19 protein-coding genes and 1 riboswitch are annotated in these 25,484 nt (G+C 73.8%); of the genes, 11 read left to right on the plus strand and 8 right to left on the minus strand.

Features of this window, described 5'->3' with window-relative positions:
- Nucleotides 1–72: 72 nt before the first annotated feature.
- Nucleotides 73–516: a DUF6401 family natural product biosynthesis protein gene (locus tag FHX46_RS07405; RefSeq protein WP_167111857.1), complete on the minus strand. Its 444-nt coding sequence runs from the start codon at nucleotides 514–516 to the stop codon at nucleotides 73–75.
- Between the two features lie 28 nt (nucleotides 517–544).
- A complete protein-coding gene (locus FHX46_RS07410; RefSeq protein WP_167111859.1) occupies nucleotides 545–2,926 on the minus strand; it encodes a Tex family protein in 2,382 nt (793 codons plus the stop codon).
- Between the two features lie 154 nt (nucleotides 2,927–3,080).
- On the opposite strand from FHX46_RS07410, the gene FHX46_RS07415 reads away from it, so the two are divergent.
- The 3 genes from FHX46_RS07415 to FHX46_RS07425 all read left to right on the plus strand — a co-directional run bounded on the left by FHX46_RS07415 (nucleotide 3,081) and on the right by FHX46_RS07425 (nucleotide 5,415).
- Nucleotides 3,081–3,338 (plus strand): hypothetical protein, encoded by a 258-nt coding sequence (locus tag FHX46_RS07415; protein WP_167111861.1) that lies wholly within the window; start codon nucleotides 3,081–3,083, stop codon nucleotides 3,336–3,338.
- 95 nt (nucleotides 3,339–3,433) lie between these two features.
- Nucleotides 3,434–4,180, plus strand: a complete 747-nt coding sequence (locus tag FHX46_RS07420) for an alpha/beta fold hydrolase (RefSeq protein WP_167111863.1) — start codon at nucleotides 3,434–3,436, stop codon at nucleotides 4,178–4,180.
- Nucleotides 4,180–5,415: a cytochrome P450 gene (locus FHX46_RS07425; protein WP_167111865.1), complete on the plus strand. Its 1,236-nt coding sequence runs from the start codon at nucleotides 4,180–4,182 to the stop codon at nucleotides 5,413–5,415. The genes FHX46_RS07420 and FHX46_RS07425 overlap by 1 nt, the downstream gene beginning before the upstream one ends.
- A gap of 18 nt (nucleotides 5,416–5,433) precedes the next feature.
- Here FHX46_RS07425 and FHX46_RS07430 read toward each other — a convergent pair whose 3' ends face one another.
- Together FHX46_RS07430 and cobN are read right to left on the minus strand one after the other, a co-directional pair.
- A complete protein-coding gene (locus FHX46_RS07430; RefSeq protein WP_167111874.1) occupies nucleotides 5,434–6,195 on the minus strand; it encodes a LamB/YcsF family protein in 762 nt (253 codons plus the stop codon).
- Nucleotides 6,192–9,782 carry a cobaltochelatase subunit CobN gene (gene cobN, locus FHX46_RS07435; protein WP_167121224.1) on the minus strand — a complete coding sequence of 1,197 codons (3,591 nt, stop codon included), beginning with the start codon at nucleotides 9,780–9,782 and terminating at the stop codon, nucleotides 6,192–6,194. Before cobN ends, FHX46_RS07430 begins: the two co-directional genes overlap by 4 nt.
- Nucleotides 9,783–9,955: 173 nt before the next feature.
- Between cobN and FHX46_RS07440 the strand changes: the two genes are divergently transcribed.
- From FHX46_RS07440 to FHX46_RS07450, 3 genes are read left to right on the plus strand one after another with little or no spacing between them, the layout of a single operon-like run.
- Nucleotides 9,956–11,002 carry a nitrite/sulfite reductase gene (locus FHX46_RS07440; RefSeq protein WP_167111876.1) on the plus strand — a complete coding sequence of 349 codons (1,047 nt, stop codon included), beginning with the start codon at nucleotides 9,956–9,958 and terminating at the stop codon, nucleotides 11,000–11,002.
- Nucleotides 10,999–11,622 carry a precorrin-8X methylmutase gene (locus tag FHX46_RS07445; protein WP_167111887.1) on the plus strand — a complete coding sequence of 208 codons (624 nt, stop codon included), beginning with the start codon at nucleotides 10,999–11,001 and terminating at the stop codon, nucleotides 11,620–11,622. The genes FHX46_RS07440 and FHX46_RS07445 overlap by 4 nt, the downstream gene beginning before the upstream one ends.
- Nucleotides 11,619–13,109, plus strand: coding sequence for a precorrin-2 C(20)-methyltransferase (locus FHX46_RS07450; RefSeq protein ID WP_167111889.1), 1,491 nt, complete (start codon nucleotides 11,619–11,621; stop codon nucleotides 13,107–13,109). Before FHX46_RS07445 ends, FHX46_RS07450 begins: the two co-directional genes overlap by 4 nt.
- Nucleotides 13,110–13,150: 41 nt before the next feature.
- Here FHX46_RS07450 and FHX46_RS07455 read toward each other — a convergent pair whose 3' ends face one another.
- Nucleotides 13,151–16,324: an arabinosyltransferase domain-containing protein gene (locus tag FHX46_RS07455; protein WP_167121226.1), complete on the minus strand. Its 3,174-nt coding sequence runs from the start codon at nucleotides 16,322–16,324 to the stop codon at nucleotides 13,151–13,153.
- Nucleotides 16,325–16,582: 258 nt separating this feature from the next.
- Nucleotides 16,583–17,317 carry a cobalt-precorrin-6A reductase gene (locus tag FHX46_RS07460; RefSeq protein WP_167121228.1) on the minus strand — a complete coding sequence of 245 codons (735 nt, stop codon included), beginning with the start codon at nucleotides 17,315–17,317 and terminating at the stop codon, nucleotides 16,583–16,585.
- Nucleotides 17,318–17,352: 35 nt separating this feature from the next.
- On the opposite strand from FHX46_RS07460, the gene FHX46_RS07465 reads away from it, so the two are divergent.
- Nucleotides 17,353–18,402, plus strand: coding sequence for a cobalt-precorrin-5B (C(1))-methyltransferase (locus tag FHX46_RS07465; protein ID WP_167111891.1), 1,050 nt, complete (start codon nucleotides 17,353–17,355; stop codon nucleotides 18,400–18,402).
- Here FHX46_RS07465 and cobM read toward each other — a convergent pair.
- Nucleotides 18,389–19,150 (minus strand): precorrin-4 C(11)-methyltransferase, encoded by a 762-nt coding sequence (gene cobM, locus FHX46_RS07470; protein WP_167121230.1) that lies wholly within the window; start codon nucleotides 19,148–19,150, stop codon nucleotides 18,389–18,391. The two genes, FHX46_RS07465 and cobM, sit on opposite strands and share 14 nt — an antisense overlap.
- Nucleotides 19,147–20,331, minus strand: coding sequence for a precorrin-6y C5,15-methyltransferase (decarboxylating) subunit CbiE (cbiE, locus tag FHX46_RS07475; protein WP_313886054.1), 1,185 nt, complete (start codon nucleotides 20,329–20,331; stop codon nucleotides 19,147–19,149). The genes cobM and cbiE overlap by 4 nt, the downstream gene beginning before the upstream one ends.
- 41 nt (nucleotides 20,332–20,372) lie before the next feature.
- A riboswitch (cobalamin riboswitch) is annotated at nucleotides 20,373–20,432 on the plus strand.
- An 81-nt stretch (nucleotides 20,433–20,513) separates the two neighbouring features.
- Here cbiE and FHX46_RS07480 point away from each other — a divergent pair.
- Genes FHX46_RS07480 through cobC form a run of 4 tightly spaced genes read left to right on the plus strand, consistent with a single transcriptional unit; the run spans nucleotide 20,514 to nucleotide 25,464 of the window.
- The gene (locus tag FHX46_RS07480; RefSeq protein WP_167111893.1) at nucleotides 20,514–22,499 is read left to right on the plus strand and encodes a putative cobaltochelatase; all 1,986 of its coding nucleotides are present in this window, start codon (nucleotides 20,514–20,516) and stop codon (nucleotides 22,497–22,499) included.
- The gene (gene cobO / locus FHX46_RS07485; protein ID WP_167111895.1) at nucleotides 22,499–23,113 is read left to right on the plus strand and encodes a cob(I)yrinic acid a,c-diamide adenosyltransferase; all 615 of its coding nucleotides are present in this window, start codon (nucleotides 22,499–22,501) and stop codon (nucleotides 23,111–23,113) included. Before FHX46_RS07480 ends, cobO begins: the two co-directional genes overlap by 1 nt.
- A gap of 4 nt (nucleotides 23,114–23,117) precedes the next feature.
- The gene (locus FHX46_RS07490; RefSeq protein ID WP_167111897.1) at nucleotides 23,118–24,452 is read left to right on the plus strand and encodes a cobyrinate a,c-diamide synthase; all 1,335 of its coding nucleotides are present in this window, start codon (nucleotides 23,118–23,120) and stop codon (nucleotides 24,450–24,452) included.
- On the plus strand, nucleotides 24,445–25,464 hold the full coding sequence (gene cobC / locus FHX46_RS07495; protein ID WP_167111899.1) for an Rv2231c family pyridoxal phosphate-dependent protein CobC: 1,020 nt from the start codon (nucleotides 24,445–24,447) through the stop codon (nucleotides 25,462–25,464). The genes FHX46_RS07490 and cobC overlap by 8 nt, the downstream gene beginning before the upstream one ends.
- The last annotated feature ends 20 nt before the right edge of the window (nucleotides 25,465–25,484 follow it).

Consider the following 25,484-nt stretch of genomic DNA (forward strand, 5'->3'; position numbering starts at 1 on the left):
AAAAAGGAAATATGATAGTAGGCAAGCCTGTCAGGGATTCACCAGTACCGGCGCGGAGCTTTTTCCCGAAGTTCAGCCGAAGAACTCGCGTCGATTGTTCACTTGTTCACCAGTTCGCGGGGACGGGTCCCGGGCGACCTCGGCGGCGCGCGGCAGCTTCGGCCCGTGCGGCTCCGCGGCGGCGAGCCGGAGGCACGCCAGCAGGCGCAGGCCCGTCCACTCCCGTTCGCTCCAGGAGGCACTGTCGAGCGGCGGCTGCCAGCCCGTGCGTTCGGCCTCGGTCCACACGTCGTGCGCGTGCCCGGCGAGCAGGACGAGCCTGCTCACCGGATCCTGGCGCGGGACCACGTCCTGCTCGCACCGCACCGCGTCCGCGACCGCGGCCTCGTGCCGGTTCACCGCACGCGACAACGAGGGGTCCGCGGCCAGCGCTTGCCAGCCCGGGCCCAGCCGGCCGGCGACACCGCGCAGCCACCGCCGCGCGGATCGATCCGCCAGGAAATCGGCCCACCGCACCCTTCGATGATGGACCCCGGACAGCGCTTCAGCGACCGTAGCCGGCCTTCCGGAGTGCCTCGGCCAGCGCGCCACCGCCGCCGGCCGGCTCGCGCCGCTTCGGCTGACCACCCTTGCGCGGCTGGCCGCCACGGCGCTCACCGCCGCCCTGACCCGCGGGTTTGCCACCCTGACCAGCGGGTTTCGCGCGTCCGCCGGTGACTTCGTCGTCCAGCCGCAGGGTCAGCGAGATCCGCTTGCGCGCGATGTCGACCTCGAGCACCTTCACCTTCACGATGTCACCCGGTTTGACCACCTCGCGCGGGTCCTTGACGAAGTTCTTCGACATCGCCGAGACGTGGACCAGACCGTCCTGGTGCACCCCGATGTCGACGAACGCGCCGAACGCGGCCACGTTGGTGACCACACCCTCCAGCCGCATGCCGGGCTCGAGGTCGCCGATCTTCTCCACGCCCTCGGCGAACGTCGCGGTCTTGAACGCCGGGCGCGGGTCGCGGCCGGGTTTCTCCAGTTCGGCCAGGATGTCGGTGACCGTCGGCAGGCCGAACGTGTCGTCGACGAAGTCCTCCGGGCGCAGCGTGCGCAGCACCCGCTCGTTGCCGATCAGCTCACGCAGCTCGACACCGGTCCTGGACAGGATCCGCCGCACCACCGGGTACGCCTCCGGGTGCACGCTGGAGGAATCCAGCGGGTCGTCGCCGCCGCGGATGCGCAGGAAGCCGGCGCACTGCTCGAACGCCTTCGGGCCGAGCCGCGGCACCTCCTTCAGCGCCGAGCGCGACCGGAACGGGCCGTGCGTGTCGCGGTGGCTGACGATGTTCTCCGCCAGTCCCGCGGTGATGCCGGAAACCCGGGTCAGCAGCGGCGTCGAAGCGGTGTTGACGTCCACGCCGACGGCGTTCACGCAGTCCTCCACCACCGCGTCCAGCGAGCGGGACAGCGCCACCTCGGACACGTCGTGCTGGTACTGCCCGACACCGATCGACTTTGGGTCGATCTTCACCAGCTCGGCCAGCGGGTCCTGCAGCCGCCGCGCGATCGAGACCGCGCCGCGCAGCGAGACGTCCAGTTCCGGCAGCTCCTGCGAGGCGAACGCGGACGCCGAGTACACCGACGCGCCCGCCTCGGAGACGACGGCCTTGGTCAGCTTCAGCTCGGGGTGCCGCTTGATCAGCTCGATGGCCAGCTTGTCGGTCTCCCGGGACGCGGTGCCGTTGCCGATCGCGATGAGGTCGACCGAGTGGGCGGCGCACAGCTTCGCCAGCTCGTCGATCGACTGATCCCACCGGTTCTGCGGCTGGTGCGGGTAGATCGTGTGGGTGTTGACCACCTTGCCGGTCGCGTCCACGACCGCGACCTTCACCCCGGTGCGGAAGCCCGGGTCCAGGCCCATCGTCGCGCGGGTGCCCGCAGGCGCGGCCAGCAGCAGGTCACGCAGGTTCGCGGCGAACACGTTCACCGCGTCCTCCTCGGCCTTCTGCCGCAGCCGCATCCGCAGGTCGATGCCCAGGTGCAGGAGGATCTTGGTGCGCCACGCCCAGCGCACCGTGTCGGCCAGCCACTTGTCGGCGGGCCGGCCGGCGTCGGTGATCCCGAACCGCTGCGCGATCCGCTGCTCGTAGTCCGACGGGCTGGTCCGCGGCTCCGCAGCGGAGTCCCGCGGCTCCGCGGGCTCCACGGTGAGGTCGAGGACCTCCTCCTTCTCCCCGCGCAGCATCGCCAGCACCCGGTGTGAGGGCATCTTGGTGAACGGCTCGGCGAAGTCGAAGTAGTCGGCGAACTTCGCGCCCTCGGTCTCCTTGCCCTGGCGGACCTTCGAGGAGAAGTACCCCTCGCGCCACATCTTCTCGCGCAGCTCGCCGATCAGGTCGGCGTCCTCGGCGAAACGCTCGACGAGGATCGCGCGGGCGCCGTCGAGGGCGGCCTGGGCGTCCGCGACGCCCTTCTCGGGATCGGCGAACGCGGCCGCGGCCGCGTGCGGGTCGGTGCCCGGGTCGTTCAGCAGGCCCTCGGCCAGCGGCTCCAGCCCGGCCTCGCGGGCGATCTGCGCCTTGGTGCGCCGCTTCGGCTTGTAGGGAAGGTAGATGTCCTCCAGCCGGGCCTTGGTGTCCGCGGCGCGGATCGCCTCGGCCAGCTCGTCGGTGAGCTTGCCCTGGCCGTCGATCGACTCGAGGATCGCGGCCCGGCGCTCGTCGAGCTCCCGCAGGTACCGCAGCCGGTCCTCCAGCGTCCGCAGCTGGGCGTCGTCGAGCGCGCCGGTCACCTCCTTGCGGTACCGCGCGATGAACGGCACGGTCGCCCCGCCGTCGAGCAGGTCCACGGCGGCCTTGACCTGCCCTTCGCGGACGCCGAGTTCCTCGGCGATCTTCTGCTCGATCGACTGCACGGCCACTGTCACGATGCTGATCACTCCCTGCTCGCGGTTGCGGGGGCCAATTCTGCCTGCGTCACCCCGGTAGGACGCGGAAGGGGTGCCCGCCGTTGCCGAATCGGGAGCAACGGGCGGTAACCAACGCGGCCCGGCGGACGACCTCGGGGTACCGGGGTCGAGCGGGCAGGTGTGGATGGGCGGTTCGCGCGGGACGCGCCAGGTACGGGTGGCGGTGCACCTGAGACGGGTCGAGGTGACGGGGCCGGACGGTGAACCCGTGTCGCTGTCGTACCCGGGGATACTGCTGACCGGGTACGAGGACGGCCGCGAGGTGTGCCGGCGGTGGGTGCCGCTCGGCCGGGATCCCTCGTTCGCCGACGACGAGCTCCTGATCGAGGCGCTGCACGCGGCGACGCTGTGGCAGAACCACGAATCGGAGGACTGCTCCTGATCGCTCCGGATCGCCGCAGGACGGCGGCGTGCCGAGGCGGCGGGACTGTGCCAAGCTCGCGAAGGCAGGAGTCGGCGAGGACTTGGAGGGCGCACATGGAGCGGGTCGGCACCGGTGGTCACGTGGTGTTCGTGCTGCACGGCTGGTTCGGGTCGTCGGGTGCGTGGGGGGAACTCACCCCGCACCTGGACGCCGAGCGGTTCAGCTACGTCTTCCCCGACTACCGCGGCTACGGCACGCGCAAGGACGAAGCCGGTGCGCACACGATCGCCGAGGCCGCCGGCGACGTGCTGCGGCTCGCCGACGAGCTGGGCGCCGACCGGTTCTCCCTCATCGGCCACTCGATGGGCGGCTGCGTCATGCAGTACGTCCTCGCCGAGGCACCCGGCCGGGTCCGCTCGCTGTTCGGCATCTCGCCGGTCCCCGCGACCGGCGTGCCCATGGACGAGGCCACCTGGGGCCTGTTCAGCAGCGCCGCCGAGGACCCGTCGAGCCGCCGCGCGATCATCGACTTCACCACCGGCGGCCGCCACCCCGGCGCGTGGCTCGACGGCATGGTCCAGCACTCCCTGGACAACTCCGACAAGACCGCGTTCGGTGAGTACCTGCCGTCCTGGGCGAAGGCGGACTTCGCCGACCGGGTCGTCGGCAACCCGGTGCCGGTCAAGGTCGTCATCGGCGAGCACGACCCCGCCCTGAACGAGGAGCTCATGCTCGCGACCTTCGGGCAGTGGTACCCGAACCTGGAGATGGAGGTGCTGCCCGACGCCGGGCACTACGCGGCGGACGAGATCCCGGTGACGCTGGCCAACACGATCGAAGTCTTCCTCGACGAGCACTGATGTCCGAAGTGGACGTGTTCGACCCGCGGGTGTTCGCCCGCGGGGTGCCGCACGACGAGCTGCGCCGGCTGCGGGACACCGAGCCCGTCGCCTGGCAGGACGAGCACGAGGTGCTCGACTGGCCGTCCGGGCCGGGCTACTGGGCGGTGACCCGCTACGCCGACGTCAAGCACGTGCTGCGCACCCCGGAGACGTTCTCGTCGTGGCTCGGTGCGACCCAGATCCGCGACCCCGAGCCGGACGACCTCGCGTTCATCCGGCGGATGATCCTCAACATGGACCCGCCGGAGCACAACCGCCTGCGCCGCATCGTGTCCGCGGTCTTCACGCGCCGCCGGCTGGAACGGTCCGCCGACCAGATCGCCGAGCGGGCCCGCGCCCTGATCGGGGCGGTCGTGCCACGCGGGCGCTGCGACCTGCCGGCCGAGGTGACCGACGACTTCCCGCTGCTCAACCTCGCCGACCTGATCGGGGTGCCGGCGCGGGACCGCGGGCTGCTGCTGAAGTGGACCAACCGGGTCATCGGCTACCAGGACCCGGAACACGCCGAGGTCGTGCGCGGCCCGGACGGCAAACCGGTCAACCCGCGATCACCGGCGATGCTGGCCGACATGTTCGGCTACGCGCAGGAACTGGCGGAGGCCAAACGGCGCGACCCGGCCGACGACCTGATGACCGCGCTCGTCCAGGCCACAGTGGACGGACGATCGCTGGACGACGCCGAGCTGCGCATGTTCTTCTTCCTCATGGTGATCGCCGGGAACGACACCGTGCGCAGCGCACTGCCGGGCGGGGTGCTGGCGCTCGTGCAGCACCCGGCCGAGTACCGGCGGTTGCGGGCGGACCCGTCGCTGGTGCCGTCGGCGGTGGAGGAGATGCTGCGGTGGCACCCGCCGGTGCTGACGTTCCGCCGCACCGCTGCGCGGGACACGGAGCTCGGCGGGAAGCGGATCGCGGCCGGGGACAAGGTCGTCGTGTACTTCGCCTCGGCCCACTACGACGACCGGCAGTTCCCCGACCCGTACCGCTTCGACGTGACCCGCTCGCCGAACGACCACCTGGCTTTCGGTCAAGGGCCGCACCTGTGCCTGGGCGCGCACTTCGGCCGGTTGCAGATGCGCGTGTTCTTCCGCGAGTTCCTGACGGTGCTGCCCGAGGTGCGGCTGGACGGCGAGGTGCGGCGGCTGACGTCGAACTTCATCAACGGGATCACGCACCTGCCGTTGGCCTGGTGACCCCGCCGGGCTGTGCGGTCAGCCGGTGAACGCGCGGACCTCCACCCCGGCCTCCACCAGCGCCGCGCGCACGCGCCGCCCGATCTCCACCGCGCCCGGGGTGTCGCCGTGCAGGCAGATCGACTCCGGCCGCACCTCCACCTCGCTGCCGTCGATCGCCGTCACCACGCCCTCGGTGGCCATCCGCACGCAGCGCCGGACCACCTCGTCCGCGTCGTGGATCACCGACCCGGGCTCGCGCCGCGACACCAGCGTGCCCGCCGGGGTGTAGGCCCGGTCGGCGAAGGCCTCCCGCACCGGCCGCAGCCCGGCCGCCTCCGCCTGGCGCAGCCACTCCGATCCGGGCAGACCCAGCACCGGCAGCGCCGGGTCGAACTGGCGCACCGCCTCGACCACCGCCGCGGCCTGGTCCGCGTGGTGCACGATCGCGTTGTACAGGGCGCCGTGCGGCTTCACGTACGCCACCCGCGTGCCCGCCACGCGGGCGAACGCGTGCAGCGCGCCGATCTGGTACAGCACGTCGTCGGTCAGGTCCGCCGGCGCGATGTCCAGGAACCGCCGCCCGAACCCGGCCAGGTCCCGGTAGCCCACCTGCGCGCCCACGGCCACCCCGCGTGCGGCGGCGGCCGCCGTCACGCGGCGCAACACGCTCGGGTCGCCCGCGTGGAAGCCGCACGCCACGTTCGCGCTGGTGACGATCTCCAGCAGCGCGTCGTCCTCGGTGAGCCGCCAGACCCCGAAGCCCTCGCCGAGATCCGCGTTCAGATCCACCCCGGTCACTCGCCCTCCAGTTCACCCTCGGTCCGCAGGTACACCTCGCGCAACCGCCCCAGCAGCTCCGGATCCGGCTCCGCCCACAGGCCGCGGTCGGCGGCCTCGGTCAGCCGCTCGATGATGCCACGCAGCGCCCACGGGTTGGCCTGCGCGAGGAACTCCTGGTTCTGCTGGTCGAGGACGTAGGACTGGGACAGCTTCTCGTACATCCAGTCCTGCACGACCCCGGCGGTGGCGTCGAAGCCGAACAGGTAGTCCACAGTGGCCGCCAGCTCGAACGCGCCCTTGTAGCCGTGCTTGCGCATCGCCGCGATCCACCGCGGGTTGACCACCCGCGCCCGGAACACGCGGGCCGTCTCCTCCGACAGCGACCGCGTGCGCACCGAGTCCGGGCTCGTCGAGTCGCCCACGTAGGACGCCGGTGCCTGCCCGGTCAGCGCGCGGGTGAACGCGATCATGCCGCCGTGGTACTGGAAGTAGTCGTCGGAGTCGGCGATGTCGTGCTCGCGGGTGTCGGTGTTCTTCGCCGCGACCTCGATGCGCCGGTAGGCGCTCTCCATGTCCGGCCGCGCCTCGACCCCGTCCAGGTCGCGGCCGTAGGCGTAGCCGCCCCAGGTCGCGTAGACCTCGGCCAGGTCCGCGTCGTCCCGCCAGTTGCCCGAGTCGAGCAGCGGCAGGATACCGGCGCCGTAGGCCCCCGGCTTCGACCCGAAGATCCGGGTGGTGGCCCGCCGCTCGTTCCCGTGCGCGGTCAGGTCGGCCTGCACGTGCGCGCGCACGAAGTTGTCCTTCGCCGGTTCGTCCAGCGACGCGACCAGCCGCACCGCGTCGTCGAGCAGGTCCACCACGTGCGGGAAGGCGTCCCGGAAGAATCCGCTGATCCGCACGGTCACGTCGATGCGCGGCCGGCCCAGCTCGGCGAGCGGGATCGGCTCCAGCCCGGTCACGCGCCGGGACGCGTCGTCCCACACCGGCTGCACGCCCAGCAGCGCCAGCACCTCCGCCGCGTCGTCACCCGACGTGCGCATCGCCGAGGTGCCCCACACCGACAGGCCGACCGACCTCGGCCACCCGCCGGTGTCCTCGCGGTAGCGGCGCAGCAACGACTCCGCCAGCGCCTGCCCGGTCTCCCAGGCCAGCCGGCTCGGGATCGCCTTGGGGTCGACGGTGTAGAAGTTGCGGCCGGTCGGCAGCACGTTGACCAGCCCGCGCAGCGGTGAGCCGCTCGGCCCGGCCGCGATGTAGCCGCCGTCCAGCGCGTGCAGCACGGCGTCGATCTCCGCCGACGTGCCCGCCAGCCGCGGCACGATCTCGGTGGCCGCAAAAGCCAGCACCCGCGCCACCTCCGGGCCGGGGGCCACCTCGGCGACGGCGGCGGGCGACCAGTCGCGCTTCTCCATCGCCTCCACCAGCGCGCGGGCGGTGGCCTCGACCGAGTCCACTTCGGACGTCGGCGCGCCCTCGCGCAGCCCCAGCGCGGACCGCAACCCGGGCACCGCACCCGCCTGGCCGCCCCACATCTGCTGTGCCCGCAGCATCGCCAGCACGAGGTTCACCCGGGCCTCGCCGGCCGGCGCGGCGCCCAGGACGTGCAGCCCGTCGCGGATCTGGGCGTCCTTCACCTCGCACAGCCAGCCGTCGATGTGCAGCAGGAAGTCGTCGAACTCGGCGTCGTGCGGGCGTTCCGACACGCCGAGGTCGTGGTCGAGCTTGGCGGCCTGGATGAGCGTCCAGATCTGCGCGCGGATCGCGGGCAGCTTCGCCGGGTCCATCGCCGCGATGTTCGCGTGCTCGTCGAGCAGCTGCTCCAGCCGCGCCAGGTCGCCGTAGCTCTCCGCGCGGGCCATCGGCGGGATCAGGTGGTCGACGATCGTGGCGTGCGCGCGCCGCTTGGCCTGCGCGCCCTCACCCGGGTCGTTGATCAGGAACGGGTAGATCAGCGGCAGGTTGCCCAGGACCGCGTCCGGCCCGCAGGACGCCGACAGGCCCGCGTTCTTGCCCGGCAGCCATTCCAGCGACCCGTGCTTGCCCAGGTGGACGACCGCGTGCGCGCCGAACTCCTCCTCGATCCAGCGGTAGCAGGCGAGGTAGTGGTGGCTCGGTGGCAGGTCCGGGTTGTGGTAGATCGCCACCGGGTTCTCGCCGAACCCGCGCGGCGGCTGGATCATCAGCACGACGTTGCCGGCCCGCAGCGACGCCAGCACGATGTCACCGTCCGGATTGGACGACCGGTCGACGTAGAGGTCGCCCGGCGGCGGGCCCCAGTGCTCCTCGATGTCCGCCCGCAGATCCTCGGGCAGCGCGGCGAACCACTCGCGGTACCGGGCGGCGGGCACCCGGATCGGGTTGCCGGACAGCTGCTCCTCCGTCAGCCACTCCGGGTCCTGACCGCCCGCGGCGATCAGGGCGTGGATCAGCGCGTCACCGTCCGGCTGGCCGGTCCCGGTCGGCTCGACCCCGGGGAACGGCTCGTCGCCCAGGTCGTAGCCCTGCTCACGCATGCGGCGCAGCAGCTCCACCGCGGAGGCCGGGGTGTCCAGGCCCACCGCGTTGCCGACGCGGGAGTGTTTCGTCGGGTACGCCGACAGCATCAGCACGATCCTGCGCTCCGGCGGCGGGGTGTGGCGCAGGCGGGCGTGCGCCAGGGCGATCCCCGCGACGCGCGCGGCGCGTTCCGGGTCCGGCACGTAGTGCGGCAGGCCGTCGTCGTCGATCTCCTTGAACGAGAACGGCACCGTGATCAGGCGGCCGTCGAACTCCGGCACCGCCATCTGGTTGCCGGCGTCCAGCGGGGACAGGCCGTCGTCGTTGTCCGCCCAGGTCGCGCGGTCGCTGGTCAGGCACAGCGCCTGCAGGGTCGGCACGTCCAGGGCGGCGAGCTCGGCGACGTCCCACGCCTCGTCGTCACCACCCGCCCCGGCCTCCGCCGGCCGGGTGCCGCCCGCGGCGAGCACGGTCACCAGCAGCGCGTCCGCCTTGCGCAGCTCGGCCATCATCGCCGGTTCCCGTGACCGCAGCGACGCGCAGTAGATCGGCAGGGCCTGACCGCCCGCGTCCTCGACCGCCTCGGCCAGCGCCTCGACGAACCGGGTGTTCCCGGACAGGTGGTGCGCGCGGTAGTAGAGGATCGCCACGACCGGAGCACCGGAGTCCACCGCGCGGCGTGGGGTGCGCGGCAGCACACCCCACGCCGGCTGCTCGGCCGGCGGTTCGAAACCGTCGCCGGTGAGCAGCAGTGTGTCGGAGAGGAACCGGTGCAGCTGGGTGAGGTTGGCCGGGCCGCCCTGCGCGAGGTAGGCGTGGGCTTCGGCGGCGATGCCGGCCGGCACGGTGGACAACGCCATCAGCTCGGCGTCCGGCGTCTGCTCACCGCCCAGCACCACCACGTGCTTGCCGCTGGCGCGGACGACGTCCAGGCCCTCCTGCCAGGTCCGGGCCGATCCCAGGATGCGGACCACGACGATCTCGGCCGCGGCCAGCAGCGCGGGCAGCCCGGCCAGGTCCAGCCGGGCCGGGTTGGCCAGCAGGTAACCGGCCGCACTGGTCCGGGCGCTGAGCAGATCGGTGTCCGAAGTGGACAGCAGCAGGATCACGCGGGTTCCCTCCTCGGTCACCCAACCCTGTCCGGTGAGGCGCCCCGGAGTCAAGCAGCCGGCCACCCGGCCGGGGCGCGGGTCGCGTGGAGAAGATCACCTCGAGCAGCACCCCCGCATCCGGTATGAGCCAGGTAATACTTCGGGCTCAGCCCGCCGTTTACAGTGAGCGCATGGCCCCTCCCGCACGCGTCCGCCCCGATGCGTGCCCGGGTGTCTTCGCCACCCACGACGCCGCCGACGGCGCGCTCGCCCGGATCCGGCTGCCCGGCGGACGCGTCAGCGCCCAGCAGGCCGAGGCGCTGGCCGGCTGCGCGGAAGACCTGGGCGACGGCAGCGTGCACCTGACCTCGCGCGGCAACGTCCAGCTGCGCGGCCTGTCCCGGGACACCGGCGAGCTGGCCGCGCGGCTGACCGCGGCCGGTCTGCTGCCCGCGCCCGCGCACGAGCGGGTGCGCAACTACCTCGCCTCCCCGCTGAGCGGACTGACCGGCGGGCTGGTCGACGTGCGCGAGACCGTGCTCGAACTGGACCGGGCGGTGTGCGCACGGCCCTGGCTGGCAGCGTTGCCGGGCCGGTTCCTGTTCGCCCTCGACGACGGCCGCGGTGACGTGTCCGGCGAGGACGCGGACGTGTGCTGGCGGGCGCTGGACTCGTCGACCGGCGCGGTGCTGCTCGCCGGCCGCGACACCGGGGAACGGGTGCCGCTCGCCGGCGCGGTCGACGCACTCATGCGGAAGGCGGCGTGGTTCCTGGAGGTGCACGGCAGCGCGTGGCGGGTGCGGGAGCTCGACCTGCCCGCGGGCGAGCGGCTGCCCTCGTCCCCCGGCGTGCCGATCGGCGTGTTCACCCGCGACGACGGGCGCACCGGCGTGTGCGGCGCACCCGTGCTGGGGCAGCTCGCAGCCGCGGACCTGCGCGCGCTGGGGGAGATCGTGGTGACGCCGTGGCGTTCGGTCGTCGTGCCGCTCGGCACGGACGCGCCGGGGCTGGTGACCGATCCGGCCGCGCCGGGCCTGGGCATCAGCGCGTGCATCGGACGGCCCGGCTGCGCCAAGTCCCGCGCCGACGTGCGCGCGGATGCGCGGGCGATCATGCCCCGCGTCCCCGCTGGGGTGCGGATGCACTTCAGCGGATGCGCGCGGCGCTGCGGCCGGCCGCACGAGCCGCACGTGGACATGCTCGCGGGCAGCGAGGGATACCAGAAGGGAACAGCGTGATCGACTACATCCGCGACGGGGCGGAGATCTACCGCCATTCGTTCGCCACGATCCGCGAGGAGGCCGACCTCGCGATCCTGCCGGAGGACCTGGAGCCGGTCGCGGTCCGCATGATCCACTCGTGCGGCATGGTCGACCTCGTCGACGACCTCGCCTACTCGCTCGACGTCGTCGAGTCGGCCCGGGCCGCGCTGCGCGACGGCGCGCCGGTGCTGTGCGACGCCCAGATGATCGCCAGCGGCGTGACCCGCCGCCGCCTGCCCGCGGCCAACGAGATCGTGTGCACGCTGTCGGACGAGCGGGTCCCCGCGCTGGCCGAGCGGATGGGCACCACCCGCTCCGCGGCGGCGCTGGAGCTGTGGCGGGACGAGCTGGCCGGCTCGGTGGTGGCGATCGGCAACGCGCCGACCGCGTTGTTCCGGCTGCTGGAGATGCTCGACGAGGGCGCCGGGGTGCCGGCCGCGATCATCGGGGTGCCGGTCGGGTTCGTCGGTGCCGCCGAGTCCAAGGAAGAGCTGGTCAAGCGGGCACCCGCGCCGTACCTGGTGGTGCACGGACGGCGCGGCGGCAGCGCACTGGCCGTGTCGGCGATCAACGCTCTCGCGAGCGAGGCCGAATGAAGACGGGCAAGTTGTGGGGCGTCGGGCTCGGCCCGGGCGACCCGGAGCTGATGACGGTCAAGGCCGCGCGGCTGATCGGCGAGGCCGGCGTGATCGCCTACCACTGCGCGCGGCACGGGCGCAGCATCGCGCGGTCGGTCGCCGAACCGTACCTGCGCGCGGGGCAGATCGAGGAACGCCTGATGTACCCAGTCACCACCGAGGGCACCGACCACCCGGGCGGGTACGAGGGCGCCATCGCCGAGTTCTACGAGCTCAGCGCGAAGCGGCTCGCCGAGCACCTGGACGCCGGTCGGGACGTGGTGCTGCTGTGCGAGGGCGACCCGTTCTTCTTCGGCTCCTACATGTACATGCACGAGCGGCTCGCCGACCGGTACGAGGCCGAGGCGGTGCCCGGCGTGACCTCGGTGTCGGCCGCTTCGGCGGTGCTCGGCAAACCGCTGGTGCAGCGCGACGAGGTGCTGACGGTGCTGCCCGGCACGCTGCCCGCCCCGGAACTGGCCCGGCGGCTGGCGGACACCCAGGCCGCAGCGGTGATGAAGCTGGGCCGCACGTTCGGCTCGGTGCGCGAGGCGCTGGCCGAGTCGGGACGGCTGGACGAGGCGTACTACGTCGAGCGGGCCACCTGGTCCGGCCAGCGGGTCGAACCGTTCGCCGACGTCGATCCGGCGTCGGTGCCGTACTTCTCGCTGGCGCTGGTCCCGAGCCCGGCCGCCGCGTCCCGCACGGCTCCGGCGGCCGGGACCGCGGCGGCCGCTGCCGAGGGCGGCGAGGTGGTGGTCGTCGGGCTGGGTCCGGCCGGACCGGAGTGGCTGACCCCCGAGGCGTCGGAGGCGCTGGCCGCGGCCGAGCACATCGTCGGGTACGGCCCGTACGTGGCGAAGGCGCCGCAGCGGGCCGGGCAGGTGCGGCACGCGTCGGGCAACCGCGTCGAGGCGGACCGGGCACGGCACGCACTGGAACTGGCCGCCGCCGGAGCCCGCGTGGCGGTGGTGTCCTCCGGTGATCCTGGAGTGTTCGCCATGGCCTCGGCGGTGCTGGAACAGGCGGCCGAACTGGCCGAACCGGTGCCGGTGCGGGTCGTTCCCGGCGTGACGGCCGCCTCCGCCGCGGCGGCCCGGGCCGGGGCGCCGCTGGGCCACGACTACTGCGTCCTGTCGCTGTCCGACCGGCTCAAGCCGTGGGAGGTCATCGAGCGGCGGCTGGACGCGGCCGGGGCCGCCGACCTCGTCGTGGCCATGTACAACCCGGCGTCGAAGACCCGCACCGAGCAGCTGGCGCGGGCCCGCGAGGTGCTGCTCCGGCACCGCGCCGGGGCCACACCGGTCGTGGTGGCGCGCGACGTCGGCGGCGCCGCGGAGTCGGTCACCGTGACCACGCTGGACGAGTTCGATCCCGGCACGGTCGACATGCGGTGCCTGGTGATCGTCGGGTCCTCACGCACGCGGGTGACCCACGGGCAGGTGTGGACGCCCCGGTCGTACTGACCGCGGGCGGGCCCGTCCGTGGCCGGACGGGCCCGCCCCGCTTAGCGGGTCGGGGTGGAGCCGGTCGGCTGGTGCGGGCCGGGGCCGAGGCTCTGCCAGCCCCACAGCGTCTGCGTCCCGTGCTCCACCTGCGGGGCGACCCCGTCGGTGTACGGCTCGATCTGCAGCAGCCGTCCCCAGGACCGGCCGGACGTGTCGCCCTTCAGGTAGCTCGGCACCTCCGGTTCGTCGGCCAGTTCCTGGAGCCACCCGTTCGGGCCGCCGCCGTATTCGTCCGCCACCCCGGCCTCACCCGCGAGGTCGCCCGCCGTGATCCGGTACGCCGGGACCTGCGAGATGCCGTCGTGCGAGGCGACCGGGTTCATGCACGGGTAGACGAACGCCGCGGGCCAGTCCATGTACACCGGGGCGCTGCCGATGCGCTGGGTCAGTGTGGTGAACGTCGGCACGCGCGGGGCGCTCACCGCGACCCACCCGTCGGTCGTGATGTCGTCGTCCTTGGCCACCACGCGCACCCGGTTCACGTCCGGCGGCAGATCGCCGATGTCGACCCGCCCGTCCGCCCACCTGGGGTTGGCCGTTGTGGCGCCGGTGCCCACGTTCGGGGCCAGCACGGTGACCGACCGGACCACCTCGACCCCGGCCGGGGTGTTCCGGCCGAACTCCAGTTCGACGCTCGTCGCCTTGGCGCTCGGCGCCGCGGCCGCGATCGTCACCTGAGCACCGGCGTGCTGCTCCGGCAGCGCGTACCAGTCGGTGCGCAGGCGTCCGGTCGCCGAAGTCTCGTGGTAGCTGCTCCACATCGGCACGGTCGCGGTGGTGAAGCCGTGCGGCGGGCTGTTCAGCGGGTCGCCGTCGGCGGTGCTCTCGGTGTGGAAACCGGCCGAGGTCTTGTCGTTGCCGGTGTCCTCCGGCCGGGGCAGCGCGGTGTTCTGCGCCGGGGGTGCCGCCGCCGGCACGGTCGGCGAGCTGACCGGCTTGAGCATGCTCGACACCGGGTCCTGCTCCACCATCACGTGGTCGGACAGGTTGCAGCTCTTGCCGAACAGGTGGTCCACGTTCGCCGCGGCGAGGCTGTAGCTGCCCGTGGACAGCTGCTTCTGGATCGACTTCGCCATGCTGGCGACCTCGAACACCACGACCGCGCCGCACACCACGACCAGCGACGCCGCGCCGAGCCGCAGCGCGCGGCCGCGACGCTCCCGCACCGGTGGCGGCGCAGCCGGCCGCTGCATGCGCACGTTCTCGACGAACGCGAACACCGCTGCCACCGCGGCGCCCGCGAGCAGCACGGTGGACAGGTCCCAGCCCTTGAGCGACGGCGGCTTGTCCCACCACGGGACACCCAGGCTGGACACGAACCAGTAGGCGTTCGGGCCGGTCGCCGCGAGCGCGGCCACCACCAGCAGCCCGGCGGTGAACGCCGCCCGGTTGCGCCGCGACCGCAGCACCGTCGAACCGGTCGCCAGCGCGGTCAGCGCCGCCATCGCCGCGCCCACACCGGCGAACGCGCCGAAGTGGTGCGTCCACTTGGTCGGGGTCAGGGCCAGCAGGAGGAAGAACAGCGCCACCGTGCCGATCAGCCGGCGGGCCGGGCCGAGTGCCGCGCCCTGGATGCGGCCGCGGCGCAGCAGCACCACCAGGCAGGTGCCGGTGCACAGGATCAGCAGCAGCACCGGGAACCGGCGGGACATGGCGCCGTCCGCGTTGTTTTCGAACAGCAGCTCGTACCGCGCCAGCTCCTCGTACCACGACTTGTTCGGGCCGACCGTGCCGCGCAACCGGGTCGCCTCCATCACGGTGGCGAAGGTCTGGTCGACGAACACGACGATCAGCACGATGAACCCGGCCGCCGCGATCGGCGCGAGCACCGCCAGCCACCCGGACTCGCGGGCGCGGCTGCGCAGCAGGTGGAACAGCGGTTTCGCGGCGACCAGGAACGGCGCCACCGCGATCAGTGCCGTCGGAGTCGCGGCCAGCGCGAACGCGGCGCCGATCAGGCCCAGGCACAGCGGCAGCAGGCGCCGCGTGACCAGCGCCCGCTCCACCGCGCACAGCGCGATCAGCGAGCCGAACGCGGCCCACGGCTCGGGCCGGACACCGTTGTTGAACGGCAGCCACCACACCAGGAACACCACGGCCGCGGCCCAGCCCGCCGCCGGGCTGAGCCGGACCTCCTTGCCCAGCCGCGGCAGCACCTCACGGCTGATCAGCAGCCAGCTCAGCACGCCCAGCAGGAACGACGGCAGCCGGATCCACGGCGGCACCGTGGACACCACGGCCATCAGCTCGTAGATGTGGTCGTTCCACCCGAACGGGGCCTCCGCGACGCCGAACCACCGGTGGTAGTTGGTCAGGTAGCCGACCTGGCCGGCGACCCGCGCCATGGTCATGATGTAGCCGTCGTCCGCGGTCACCGGCCCGACGAACACCCACGCGCTGAGCACGCCGAACACCAGGACGTCCCGTTTGGTGAGCTTCCACCAGCCGATCGGCGCCCAGCGCGGCGCCCGCCGCGCGCTGCCCGAATCCAGCCGGTTGACCGCGATCAGGCAGCCGATCAGCGACAGCACGCCGAACACGCCGATGCCGACCTTCAGCCCGGTCGGCGAGGACTGGTAGCGGGTGTCCGGGGTGATGCCGACGGACAGGCCGCCGATCGGGTCCCGCGCGGAGGAGATGTCGGTGTAGATGCCCAGCACCCGTGGCCGCACGTCGCCGCCCGAGTCGTAGACCGGCGTGCCGGCCACCGTCAGCGTGGTGTGCGTCGCGCTCGAGCGCAGGTGGACGTCGCAGCCGGAGCCCGGCAGCGGCTGGCGCGCGACCTGCTGTCCGCGGCTGGTGGCGCTGAGCACGTTGTCGTCGACGGTCAGCTGCATGCCGACGCCGTCGCCCACGCGGGCCTGCGGCACGGTGGAGAACAGCAGCGCCGCGCCGGCGGCGCGGGCGTCGACCGATTTGATCGTCGCGCACGGCAGGTCGACCTGCATGTCCTGCGCCCAGTAGCCGACGAGCGGGGCGTTGACCGGGCGGGTGTCGCTGCCGGCGGGCCACACGATCTTCGCCGTGTCCTGGATGGTCGGCAGCAACGGGAAAGCGATCGCGCAGGCGGCGGCGAACACGCCCAGCACGATGGCGAGCAGCCGCCACAAGAACGTGTGCGGCCGCGCCGGTGGGGTGCTCTCCGCCGTGCCCGGCTGATCCGGGCCGGTCACCTCATCCGGTGCGGCAGTAGGTGTCCTGCTGACCATCCACATTGGGAGAACGTTAGCGCGGCGCATCGTCGTGCCCGCTTCGGGCCGGGACGTGTGCCGGACCGTTCGCGGTCCGCCGCTGCGGACAGGATGCTCTCGATCCTGATCGGGTGAACGTGCCTCGCGTCCGGGTGTTGTCCAGGCGCGCCGCATCCCACGGCTGGGTGACCCGCGCTCGGGGCGGAGTACGTGGCTCCGAGGACCCGGAGCACTCTTCGGTCACGTCCCCAGGATCGCCGACACCCAATCCAGCGCGGCAGCCACGTCGGCGACGGTCGGCGCGGGCGGTCCGGGCGGTCGAGGCGGGCGCCGCACGACCACCACCGGTACCCCCTCCTGCCGGGCCGCGACCAGCTTCGCGGTGGTCATCGCGCCGCCGCTGTCCTTGGTCACCAGCACGTCGATGCGGTGCTCACGCAGCAACGCGGTCTCGCCCTCGACCGTGTAGGGGCCGCGGTCGAGGAGGACCTCCAGCCGCGGCGGCAGCGGCGGCTCCGGCGGGTCGACGCAGCGGGCCAGGAAGTGCGGCCGGGTGCAGCGGGCGAAGGCGGCCAGGCCCTGGCGGCCGCTGGTGAGGAAGATCCGGTCGCCGAGCCGCTCGACGAGGGTGGCGGCCTCCTCGAGCGTGTCCACCCAGTGCCAGTCGTCGCCAGGGCCCTGCCGCCAGCCGGGACGTTGCAGCCGCAGCAGCGGGACCCGCGCCCGGGCCGCCGCGGTCACGGCGGACGCGCCGATGCGCTCGGCGAACGGGTGCGTGGCGTCCACCACCGCGGCGGTGCCGTGCTCGGTCAGCCAGCGCGCGAGACCGTCCGGACCGCCGAAACCACCGACGCGGACCGCGCCGGCCGGCAGGCGCGGGCTGGCGACCCGTCCGGCGAGCGACGAGGTGACCGCGACGCCGCGGGAGACCAGCCCCGCGGCCAGCGCACGGGCCTCACCGGTGCCGCCCAGCACGAGTACTTTTGTCACGCGAGCCATACTGCCTCCTGATGAGGTACGGGTGGACCACTGGAGCGTGTGCGACCGCGGCCACCACGGCCGCGTACACCGCCCTGCTCACCGGCGAGTTCCCCGACCCGGTCGAGGTCTGGCTGCCGCAGGGACGGCGCCCGGCGTTCGCGCTGGCCACCGAGCGGCTGGACGCGGAGTCGGCCACCGCCGGGGTGATCAAGGACGCGGGCGACGACCCGGACGTGACCCACGGCGCGCTGATCCTGTCCACGGTCCGCCGCGGGCAGCCGGGGAGCGGGGTGACGTTCCGGGCGGGTGCGGGCGTCGGCACGGTGACGCTGCCGGGACTACCGCTGGCAGTGGGGGAGCCGGCGATCAACCCGGTGCCGCGCCGGCTGATGACCGAGGCGGTGCGGCGGGTCGCCGCGGCGCACCGCGACCCCGGGGACGTGGTGGTCGAGATCTCCGTGCCGGAGGGCGAGGAGCTGGCGCGGCGGACGTGGAACCCGCGGCTGGGTATCGTCGGCGGCCTGTCGATCCTCGGCACCACCGGGGTGGTGGTGCCGTACTCGTGCTCGGCGTGGATCGACAGCATCCGGCGTGGCGTGGACGTGGCACGGGCACTGGGGCACCAGCACCTGGCGGGCGCGACCGGCAGCACCTCGGAGCGGGTGGTGGCGCAGCGGTACAGCCTGCCCGAAACGGCGCTGCTCGACATGGGCGACTTCGCCGGCGCGGTGCTGAAGTACGTCAAGCGGCACCCGGTGCCGCGGCTGACCATCGCCGGCGGGTTCGCGAAGATGTCCAAGCTCGCGGCCGGGCACCTGGACCTGCACTCGAAACGGTCGCAGGTGGACCTGGAGCTGCTGGCCGGGCTCGCGCCGGAACCCCTGGCCGCGCGGATCCGGGCGGCGAACACGGCGTTGCACGCGTTGCAGCTGTCCCAGGCGGAGGGGTTCCCGATCGGGGATCTCGTCGCCGCACGGGCCCGCGAATTCGCGGCCTCGGTCCTGGCCCCGGCGCCGGTCGAGGTGGACGTCCTGGTGATCGACCGCGCCGGGACGGTGGTCGGGGTCAGCGGGGCCTGATCTTCTCCGCCCGGTCCCGAGCCGCCGAGTACAGGTAGCTGTCCGGGAAGCCGCTCGCCGCCAGGACCCGGCCGACGAAGATCACCGCGGCCGAGCCGATCCCCGCCGCGCGCACTTCCGGCGCGATGCCCGACAGCGTGCCGCGCAGGATGCGCTGCCCCGGCTGGCTCGCGCGGTGCACCACGGCCACCGGGCAGTCGCCGCCGTAGTGCGGCAGCAGCTCCGACACGACCTGCTCGATGCGGTTGATCGCCAGGTGCACTGCCAGCGTCGTGCCGCTCGCGGCGAACGTGGCCAGCGTTTCGCCCGGTGGCATGGCGGTCGAGCGCGCCTGAACCCGCGTGATGACCAGGCTCTGCCCGATCGCCGGCACCGTCAGCTCCCGTCCCAGCTCGGCGGCCGCCGCGGCGAACGCGGGCACCCCCGGCACCACCTCGTACCGCACACCGGCCGCGTCCAGCCGGCGCATCTGCTCGGCGACCGCGCTGTAGATCGACGGGTCGCCGGAACACAGCCGTGCCACGTCGTGCCCGGCCCGGTCGGCCGCGACCAGCTCGCCGGTGATCTGGTCCAGCGACAGGTCCGCCGTGTCGATGCGGCGCGCCTCGGCCGGGCAGTGCGCGAGCAGGTCGGGCGGGGTCAGGCTGCCGGGGTAGAGGCACACGCCGCAGCGCGCCAGCAGATCACGCCCGCGCACGGTGATCAGGTCCGCCGCGCCGGGGCCGGCGCCGATGAAGAACACGGTCATTTCACGAAACTCCATTGCGTGACGGTCCGGGCCGGCGTCCAGCCGGTGAATCCTCCGAGCGGCGCGGCGTGCTCGACCGCGATGCGCACGAGCTCCCCGCCGTGCTCCCGGTAGGCGCGGGCCAGCGCCTGCTCCGATTCGAGCGTGACCGCGTGCGCGACCAGCCGCCCGCCCGGCCGCAGCGCCTCGCGGCAGGCGTCCAGCGACGCGAGACCGCCGCCGACGAACACCGCGTCCGGGTCGGGCAGGTCCGTCAGCACCCCGGGCGCCGTACCAGTCACCACCCGCAACTCGGGCACCCCCAGCCGGTCCGCGTTGCGCCGGATCCGCGCCGCGCGTGACTCGTTGCGCTCCACCGCGACCGCGCGGTTGGCCGGGTGCGCCCGGGACCACTCGATCCCGACGCTCCCCGCACCCGCGCCCACGTCCCACAGCAGCTCACCGGCCACCGGTGCCAGCCGGGCCAGCGCGGACGCCCGCAGGTCCCGCTTGGTGATCTGCCCGTCGTGTTCGAAGGCGTCGTCCGGCAGGCCGGGCAGCGTCGGCAGGGTCGGCAGGGCCGGTCCCGCGCACTCGATCGCGACGACGTTCAGCGCGTCCCCCGGCGGATGCGGCCAGTCCCGCGCCCGGCCGTCGGTGCGCCGCTCGGCCGGGCCGCCGAGCTGTTCCAGGACCGTGAGCTTGCTCTCGCCGAAGCCGCGCTGGGTCAGCACCGAGGCCAGCTGCGCGGGCGTCGCACCGTCGGAGCTGAGCACCACCAGCCGCGCGCCCGGCGCGAGCGCCCGGCTCACCCGGTGCACGCTGCGCCCGACGACGCTGACCACCTCGGTCTCTTCCGCGGACCAGCCCATGCGCGCCCGGGCCAGCGCGACCGACGACACCGCGGGCACGATCCGCACGTGCTCCGCGCCGAACCGCCTGACCAGCGTCGTCCCGATGCCGGACAGCATCGGGTCGCCGCTGGCGAGCACGCAGATCCGGCGCCCGCGGTGGGCGGCGAACAGACCGTCCAGCGCGGGCAGCAACGGGCTTGGCCAGGGCACCTTCTCGACGTCCGCGGGCACGAGGCCGAGCTGGCGGTGCCCGCCGAAGACCACCTCGGCGGCCCGGATCTCCGCGCGCGCGGACTCGGCCAGCCCGGCCCACCCGTCGGCCGGGACACCCACAACGACGATCCTCACGGGGCTGACGGTATGCGATGATCCGGGGGACGGTCGCGCGAGGAACCCGGTGTGAATCCGGGGCGGTCCCGCCACTGTGACCGGCCCGCGGGCCGGGAGCCAGAGCTTCGACGGCCGTTACGTGCCCGGCACGTGCCCTGTTCAGGCGGGCGAGGACACCCGCGCGTGGCGAAGGAGTTCGCTTGAGGCCGTATCCGTTCACCGCTGTCGTCGGGATGCCGGACCTCCGGCTCGGACTGGTGCTCTCGGCGATTTCCCCGGCCATCGGCGGCGTCCTGGTGCGGGGCGAGAAGGGCACCGCGAAGTCGACCATGGTGCGCGCGCTGGCCGGTCTGCTGCCCGAGGTCGACGTCGTCGAGGGCTGCCGCTTCTCCTGCGACCCCGCGGCACCGGACCCGGACTGCCCGGACGCCCCGCACGCGGCGCGCGCGGTCCGCCGGCCCGCGCGGCTGGTCGAACTCCCGGTCGGGGCGGCCGAGGACCGCGTGATCGGCTCGCTCAACCTGGAACGCGCCCTCACCGAGGGCGTCACCGACTTCCAGCCCGGGTTGCTCGCCGCCGCGCACCGCGGTCTGCTCTACGTCGACGAGGTCAACCTGCTGCACGACCACCTCGTCGACACGCTGCTCGACGCCGCGGCCATGGGCCGCGCGACGGTCGAACGCGAGGGTGTGTCGGTGTCGCACGCGGCGCGGTTCGTGCTGATCGGCACCATGAACCCGGAGGAGGGCGAGCTGCGGCCGCAGCTGCTCGACCGCTTCGGCCTCACGGTCGAGGTCGCCGCGAGCCGCGACCCGGAGCAGCGCGCCCAGGTGATCCGCCGCCGGCTGGCCTACGAGGCCGATCCGGATTCCTTCGCCGACGGCTACGCCGACTCCGACGCCCAGCTCGCGGCCGAGATCGCTGCGGCGCAGAAGCTGCTGCCCGCGGTTGAGCTGACCGACGACGCGCTGCGGCGGATCGCCGAGGTGTGTGCCGCGTTCGAAGTGGACGGGATGCGCGCGGACATCGTCACCGCACGCACCGCCGTCGCGCACGCGGCGTGGAGCGGACGCACCGAGGTGACGAGCGAGGACATCCGCGTCGCCGCGCGGCTGGCGTTGCCGCACCGGCGTCGCCGCAACCCGTTCGACGCGCCCGGCATCGACGAGGAGCAGCTGGAGCAGGCGCTGCGGGACACCGAGCCGCCGGAGGACCCGGGCCCGCCGGACGACGACGGTCCCGGCTCCGGCGCGCCGCCCGGGAACGGCGAACACGGTGACGGGAGCGGCGAACACGGTGACGGGAACGGCGAACACGGTGACGGGAGCGGCGAACACGGTGGCGGGAGCGGCGAACACGGTGGGGGGCAGCGGACGGTGGGTGCCGGAAAGCCTTATCGCGCGAGGATGTTCAGCGTCGCCGGGGTGGGGGCCGGCGCGCACGGGAGGCGGTCGCGTGCCCTGACCGACGCCGGACGCACCATCGGTGTCCGGCCGCCGGGAACCCGGCAGGGACGGCCGCACCTGGTCGCGACCGTGCGGGCGGCGGCGCCGCACCAGCGCTCCCGCGGCCGCGACGGCGCCGGTCTGGTGCTGCGGCCCGGCGATCTGCGGTTCGCGCTGCGCGAGGGCCGCGAGGGCAACCTGGTGCTGTTCTGCGTGGACGCATCCGGCTCGATGGGGGCGCGGGCGCGGATGCGCGAGGTCAAGGCCGCGGTGCTGTCCCTGCTGCTAGACGCCTACCAGCGGCGGGACAAGGTGGGGCTGGTGACGTTCCGCGCCGGTGCCGCGGAGCTGGCGCTGCCGCCGACGATCAGCGTCGAGGCGGCCGCCGTGCGGCTCGAAGCGCTGCCGTCCGGCGGCCGGACGCCGCTCGCCGAGGGGCTGCTGGAGGCCGCGCGGGTGCTGCGTGTCGAGGCCGTCCGCGATCCGCGCCGCCGACCGCTGCTGGTCGTGGTCACCGACGGCCGGGCGACCAGCGGCGCGGACGCCGTGGCGCGTGCGCACGCCGCGGCGCAGGTGCTGGCCGCGGCCGGGGTGGCGTCGGTGGTGATGGACTGCGAAACCGGCCGCATGCGCCTGGGGCTCGCCGCGGAACTGGCCGCCCACCTCGGTGGCGAGCACGTGCCGCTGGGCGAGGTCGCCGCGGACGCACTGGCCACCGAGGTCCGCCGGAGGGCTGCCTGATGCCACAGGGAAAACCGCTGGTGGTGCCGGACGACGGGCTCACCACACGGCAGCGCCGCAACCGCCCGCTGCTCGCCGTGCACACCGGTGCGATGAAGGGGAAGTCGACCGCCGCGTTCGGCATGGCGCTGCGTGCCTGGAACCAGGGCTGGTCGATCGGGGTGTTCCAGTTCGTCAAGTCGGCGAAGTGGAAGGTGGGCGAGGAGAACGCGTTCCGCGCGCTCGGCGCCCTGCACGAGAGCACCGGCCAGGGCGGGCCGGTGGAGTGGCACAAGATGGGCGAGGGCTGGAGCTGGTCGCGCAAGCCGGGCTCCGACGAGGACCACGCCGCGAACGCGCGGGAGGGCTGGGCGGAGATCGCCCGGCGCCTCGCCGCCGAACAGCACGACTTCTACGTCCTGGACGAGTTCACCTACCCGCTGCACTGGGGCTGGATCGGCACCGCCGAGGTCGTCGCCGCGCTCGAGAACCGGCCGGGCCGCCAGCACGTGGTGATCACCGGCCGGAACGCCCCGGCCGAGCTGATCGAGGCGGCCGACCTCGTCGTGGAGATGACCAAGGTGAAGCACCCGATGGACACCGGGCAAAAGGGCCAGCGCGGGATCGAATGGTGACGCCGTGGTAGCCCGGCTGATCATCGCCGCGCCCGCGTCGGGGCACGGCAAGACGACGGTCGCCACCGGGCTCATGGCCGCACTGCGCGCCCGGGGGCTCGCCGTCTCCGGGCACAAGGTCGGGCCGGACTTCATCGATCCCGGCTACCACGCCCTCGCCACCGGGCGGCCACCGCGCAACCTCGACCCGTTCCTGCAAGGGGAGGACCGGCTGGTCCCGCTGCTGCGGCACGGGGCCGCGGGTGCGGACATCGCGGTGATCGAGGGCGTGATGGGCCTGTTCGACGGGCAGCTCGGCACCGCGGGGTACGCCTCGACCGCGCACGTCGCGCGGCTCCTCGGTGCGCCGGTGGTGCTGGTGGTGGACGCGAGCGCGGCGAGCCGGAGCGTCGCCGCGACGGTGCTCGGGTTCGCCCGCTACGAACCCGGGGTGGAGATCGCCGGCGTGATCCTCAACAAGCTGGGCTCGCCGCGGCACGAGGAGGAGATCCGCGCGGCGCTGGTGCGGACCGGGATCCCGGTGCTCGGCGCGTTGCGGCGCAGCGACGACATCCACGCGCCGGGCCGTCACCTGGGGCTGGTACCGGCGGCCGAGCGGGACGCCGAGTCGCGGGAGCTGCTGCCGAAGCTGGCGGCGTGGGTGGCCGACGGGGTGGACCTGGCGGCGGTCGTGCGGGTGGCCCGGTCGGCTCCCGCGCTGACCGCTCCCGCGTGGGAGCCGGCCGGGTCGTACTCGGGGCCGCGGCGGGTGGTCGCGGCGGCCGCGGGACCGGCGTTCACGTTCCGCTACACCGAGACGGCCGAGCTGCTCGCCGCGTCCGGAGTCGACGTGGTCGACCTGGACCCGTTGCGCGACAAGGCATTACCCGAGGGTTGTGCCGGGTTGTACTTCGGCGGCGGGTTCCCCGAGGTGCACGTGGAGGACCTTTCGGCGAACGCGCCGCTGCGCGCGGAACTGGCCGCGGCGATCCGGCGCGGCATGCCGGTGGTGGCCGAATGCGCCGGGCTGCTGTACCTGTGCCGGGAACTGGACGGGCTGCCGATGGTGGGGGCGCTGGACGCGTCGGCGGTGATGACGCGGCGCGGCGCGCTCGGCTACCGCACCGCGGTCGCGCCCGGGCCGAACCTGCTGGCCGAGGCCGGGCACCAGGTCACCGGGCACGAATTCCACCGGACGGAGGTGACGCCGCGGGCCGGTGCGCCGGCGGCGTGGACCTGGGACGGGGCCCCGGACGGGTTCGCGTCGCGCACGCTGCACGCGTCTTACCTGCACGTGCACTGGGCCGGGCATCCCGTGCTGGCGCAGCGGTTCGCGGCGGCGGTGCACGCGCATGGCTGACTACGACCTGCACCACCACGGGGATCGGGAGGTGGGGGACGGGCTGACCGACCTGGCGGTGAACGTCCGGTTGCCCGCGCCGCCGGCCTGGTTGCGCGCGGAACTGGTGGCGGCGCTGGACGAGCTGGCCGCGTACCCCTCGGCGGAGGCGGCCAGGGAGGCGGTCGCCGCGCGGCACGGCCGCGACACGTCGGACGTGCTGGTGACGGCGGGCGCGGCCGAGGCGTTCACCTTGCTGGCCACGGCGTTGCGGCCGCGGCGCGCGGTGGTGGTGCACCCGCAGTTCACCGAGCCGGAAGCGGCGTTGCGCGCGGCCGGGCACGAGGTGGAGCGGGTGGTGCTGTCCGCTGCGGATGGTTTCGTGCTGAGACCGGTGCCCGCGGACGCCGATCTGGTGTTCGTCGGCAATCCCACCAACCCGACTTCCGTGCTTCACCCGGCCGCAGCGCTGCGTGCGCTGGCCCGGCCGGGGCGGATCCTGGTGGTGGACGAGGCGTTCCTGGACGCGGTGCCCGGTGAGCCGGAAAGCCTGGCGGGGGAACGGTTGCCGGGCGTCGTGGTGATCCGGAGCCTGACGAAGACCTGGGGGATCGCCGGGCTGCGCGCGGGATACGTGCTGGCCGAGCCGCCGGTGGTGGCGGCTCTGCGGGCCGTGCAACCGCCGTGGTCGGTGTCCACGCTCGCCGCGCGCGCCGTGGTGGCGTGCTCCCGGCCCTCGGCACTCGACGAGGCGGACAAGCTGGCCGCGCGCGCCGAGCAGGACCGCGAGTACCTGGTGGCCGGGCTGCGCGCGCTGGGCGTCGAGGTCGCCGGCGAGCCGCGGGGCCCGTTCGTGCTGGTGCGGATCCCCGGCGCGGCCGCGTTGCGCCTGCGGTTGCGGGAGGCCGGCTATGCCGTCCGGAGAGGCGACACGTTCCCCGGCCTGGACGGCGACTGGCTGCGCATCGCGGTCCGGGACCGCGAGGTGACGGACGGCTTCCTGGCGGTCCTGGAGCCTCGGCTGAACGGGTGAACTCCGGGAATTCGCCGGTG

It is taken from the genome of Amycolatopsis viridis (genome assembly GCF_011758765.1).
GTDB lineage: Bacteria > Actinomycetota > Actinomycetes > Mycobacteriales > Pseudonocardiaceae > Amycolatopsis_E > Amycolatopsis_E viridis.

Excerpts from the sequence above, each read along its gene's own strand:
- FHX46_RS07415 (WP_167111861.1), top strand. The coding sequence starts at position 3,081 with ATGGGCGGTTCGCGCGGGACGCGCCAGGTACGGGTGGCGGTGCACCTG.
- FHX46_RS07420 (WP_167111863.1), top strand. The coding sequence starts at position 3,434 with ATGGAGCGGGTCGGCACCGGTGGTCACGTGGTGTTCGTGCTGCACGGC.
- FHX46_RS07425 (WP_167111865.1), top strand. The coding sequence starts at position 4,180 with ATGTCCGAAGTGGACGTGTTCGACCCGCGGGTGTTCGCCCGCGGGGTG.
- FHX46_RS07440 (WP_167111876.1), top strand. The coding sequence starts at position 9,956 with ATGGCCCCTCCCGCACGCGTCCGCCCCGATGCGTGCCCGGGTGTCTTC.
- FHX46_RS07450 (WP_167111889.1), top strand. The coding sequence starts at position 11,619 with ATGAAGACGGGCAAGTTGTGGGGCGTCGGGCTCGGCCCGGGCGACCCG.
- FHX46_RS07465 (WP_167111891.1), top strand. The coding sequence starts at position 17,353 with ATGAGGTACGGGTGGACCACTGGAGCGTGTGCGACCGCGGCCACCACG.
- cobM (WP_167121230.1), bottom strand. The coding sequence starts at position 19,150 with ATGACCGTGTTCTTCATCGGCGCCGGCCCCGGCGCGGCGGACCTGATC.
- cobO (WP_167111895.1), top strand. The coding sequence starts at position 22,499 with ATGCCACAGGGAAAACCGCTGGTGGTGCCGGACGACGGGCTCACCACA.
- cobC (WP_167111899.1), top strand. The coding sequence starts at position 24,445 with ATGGCTGACTACGACCTGCACCACCACGGGGATCGGGAGGTGGGGGAC.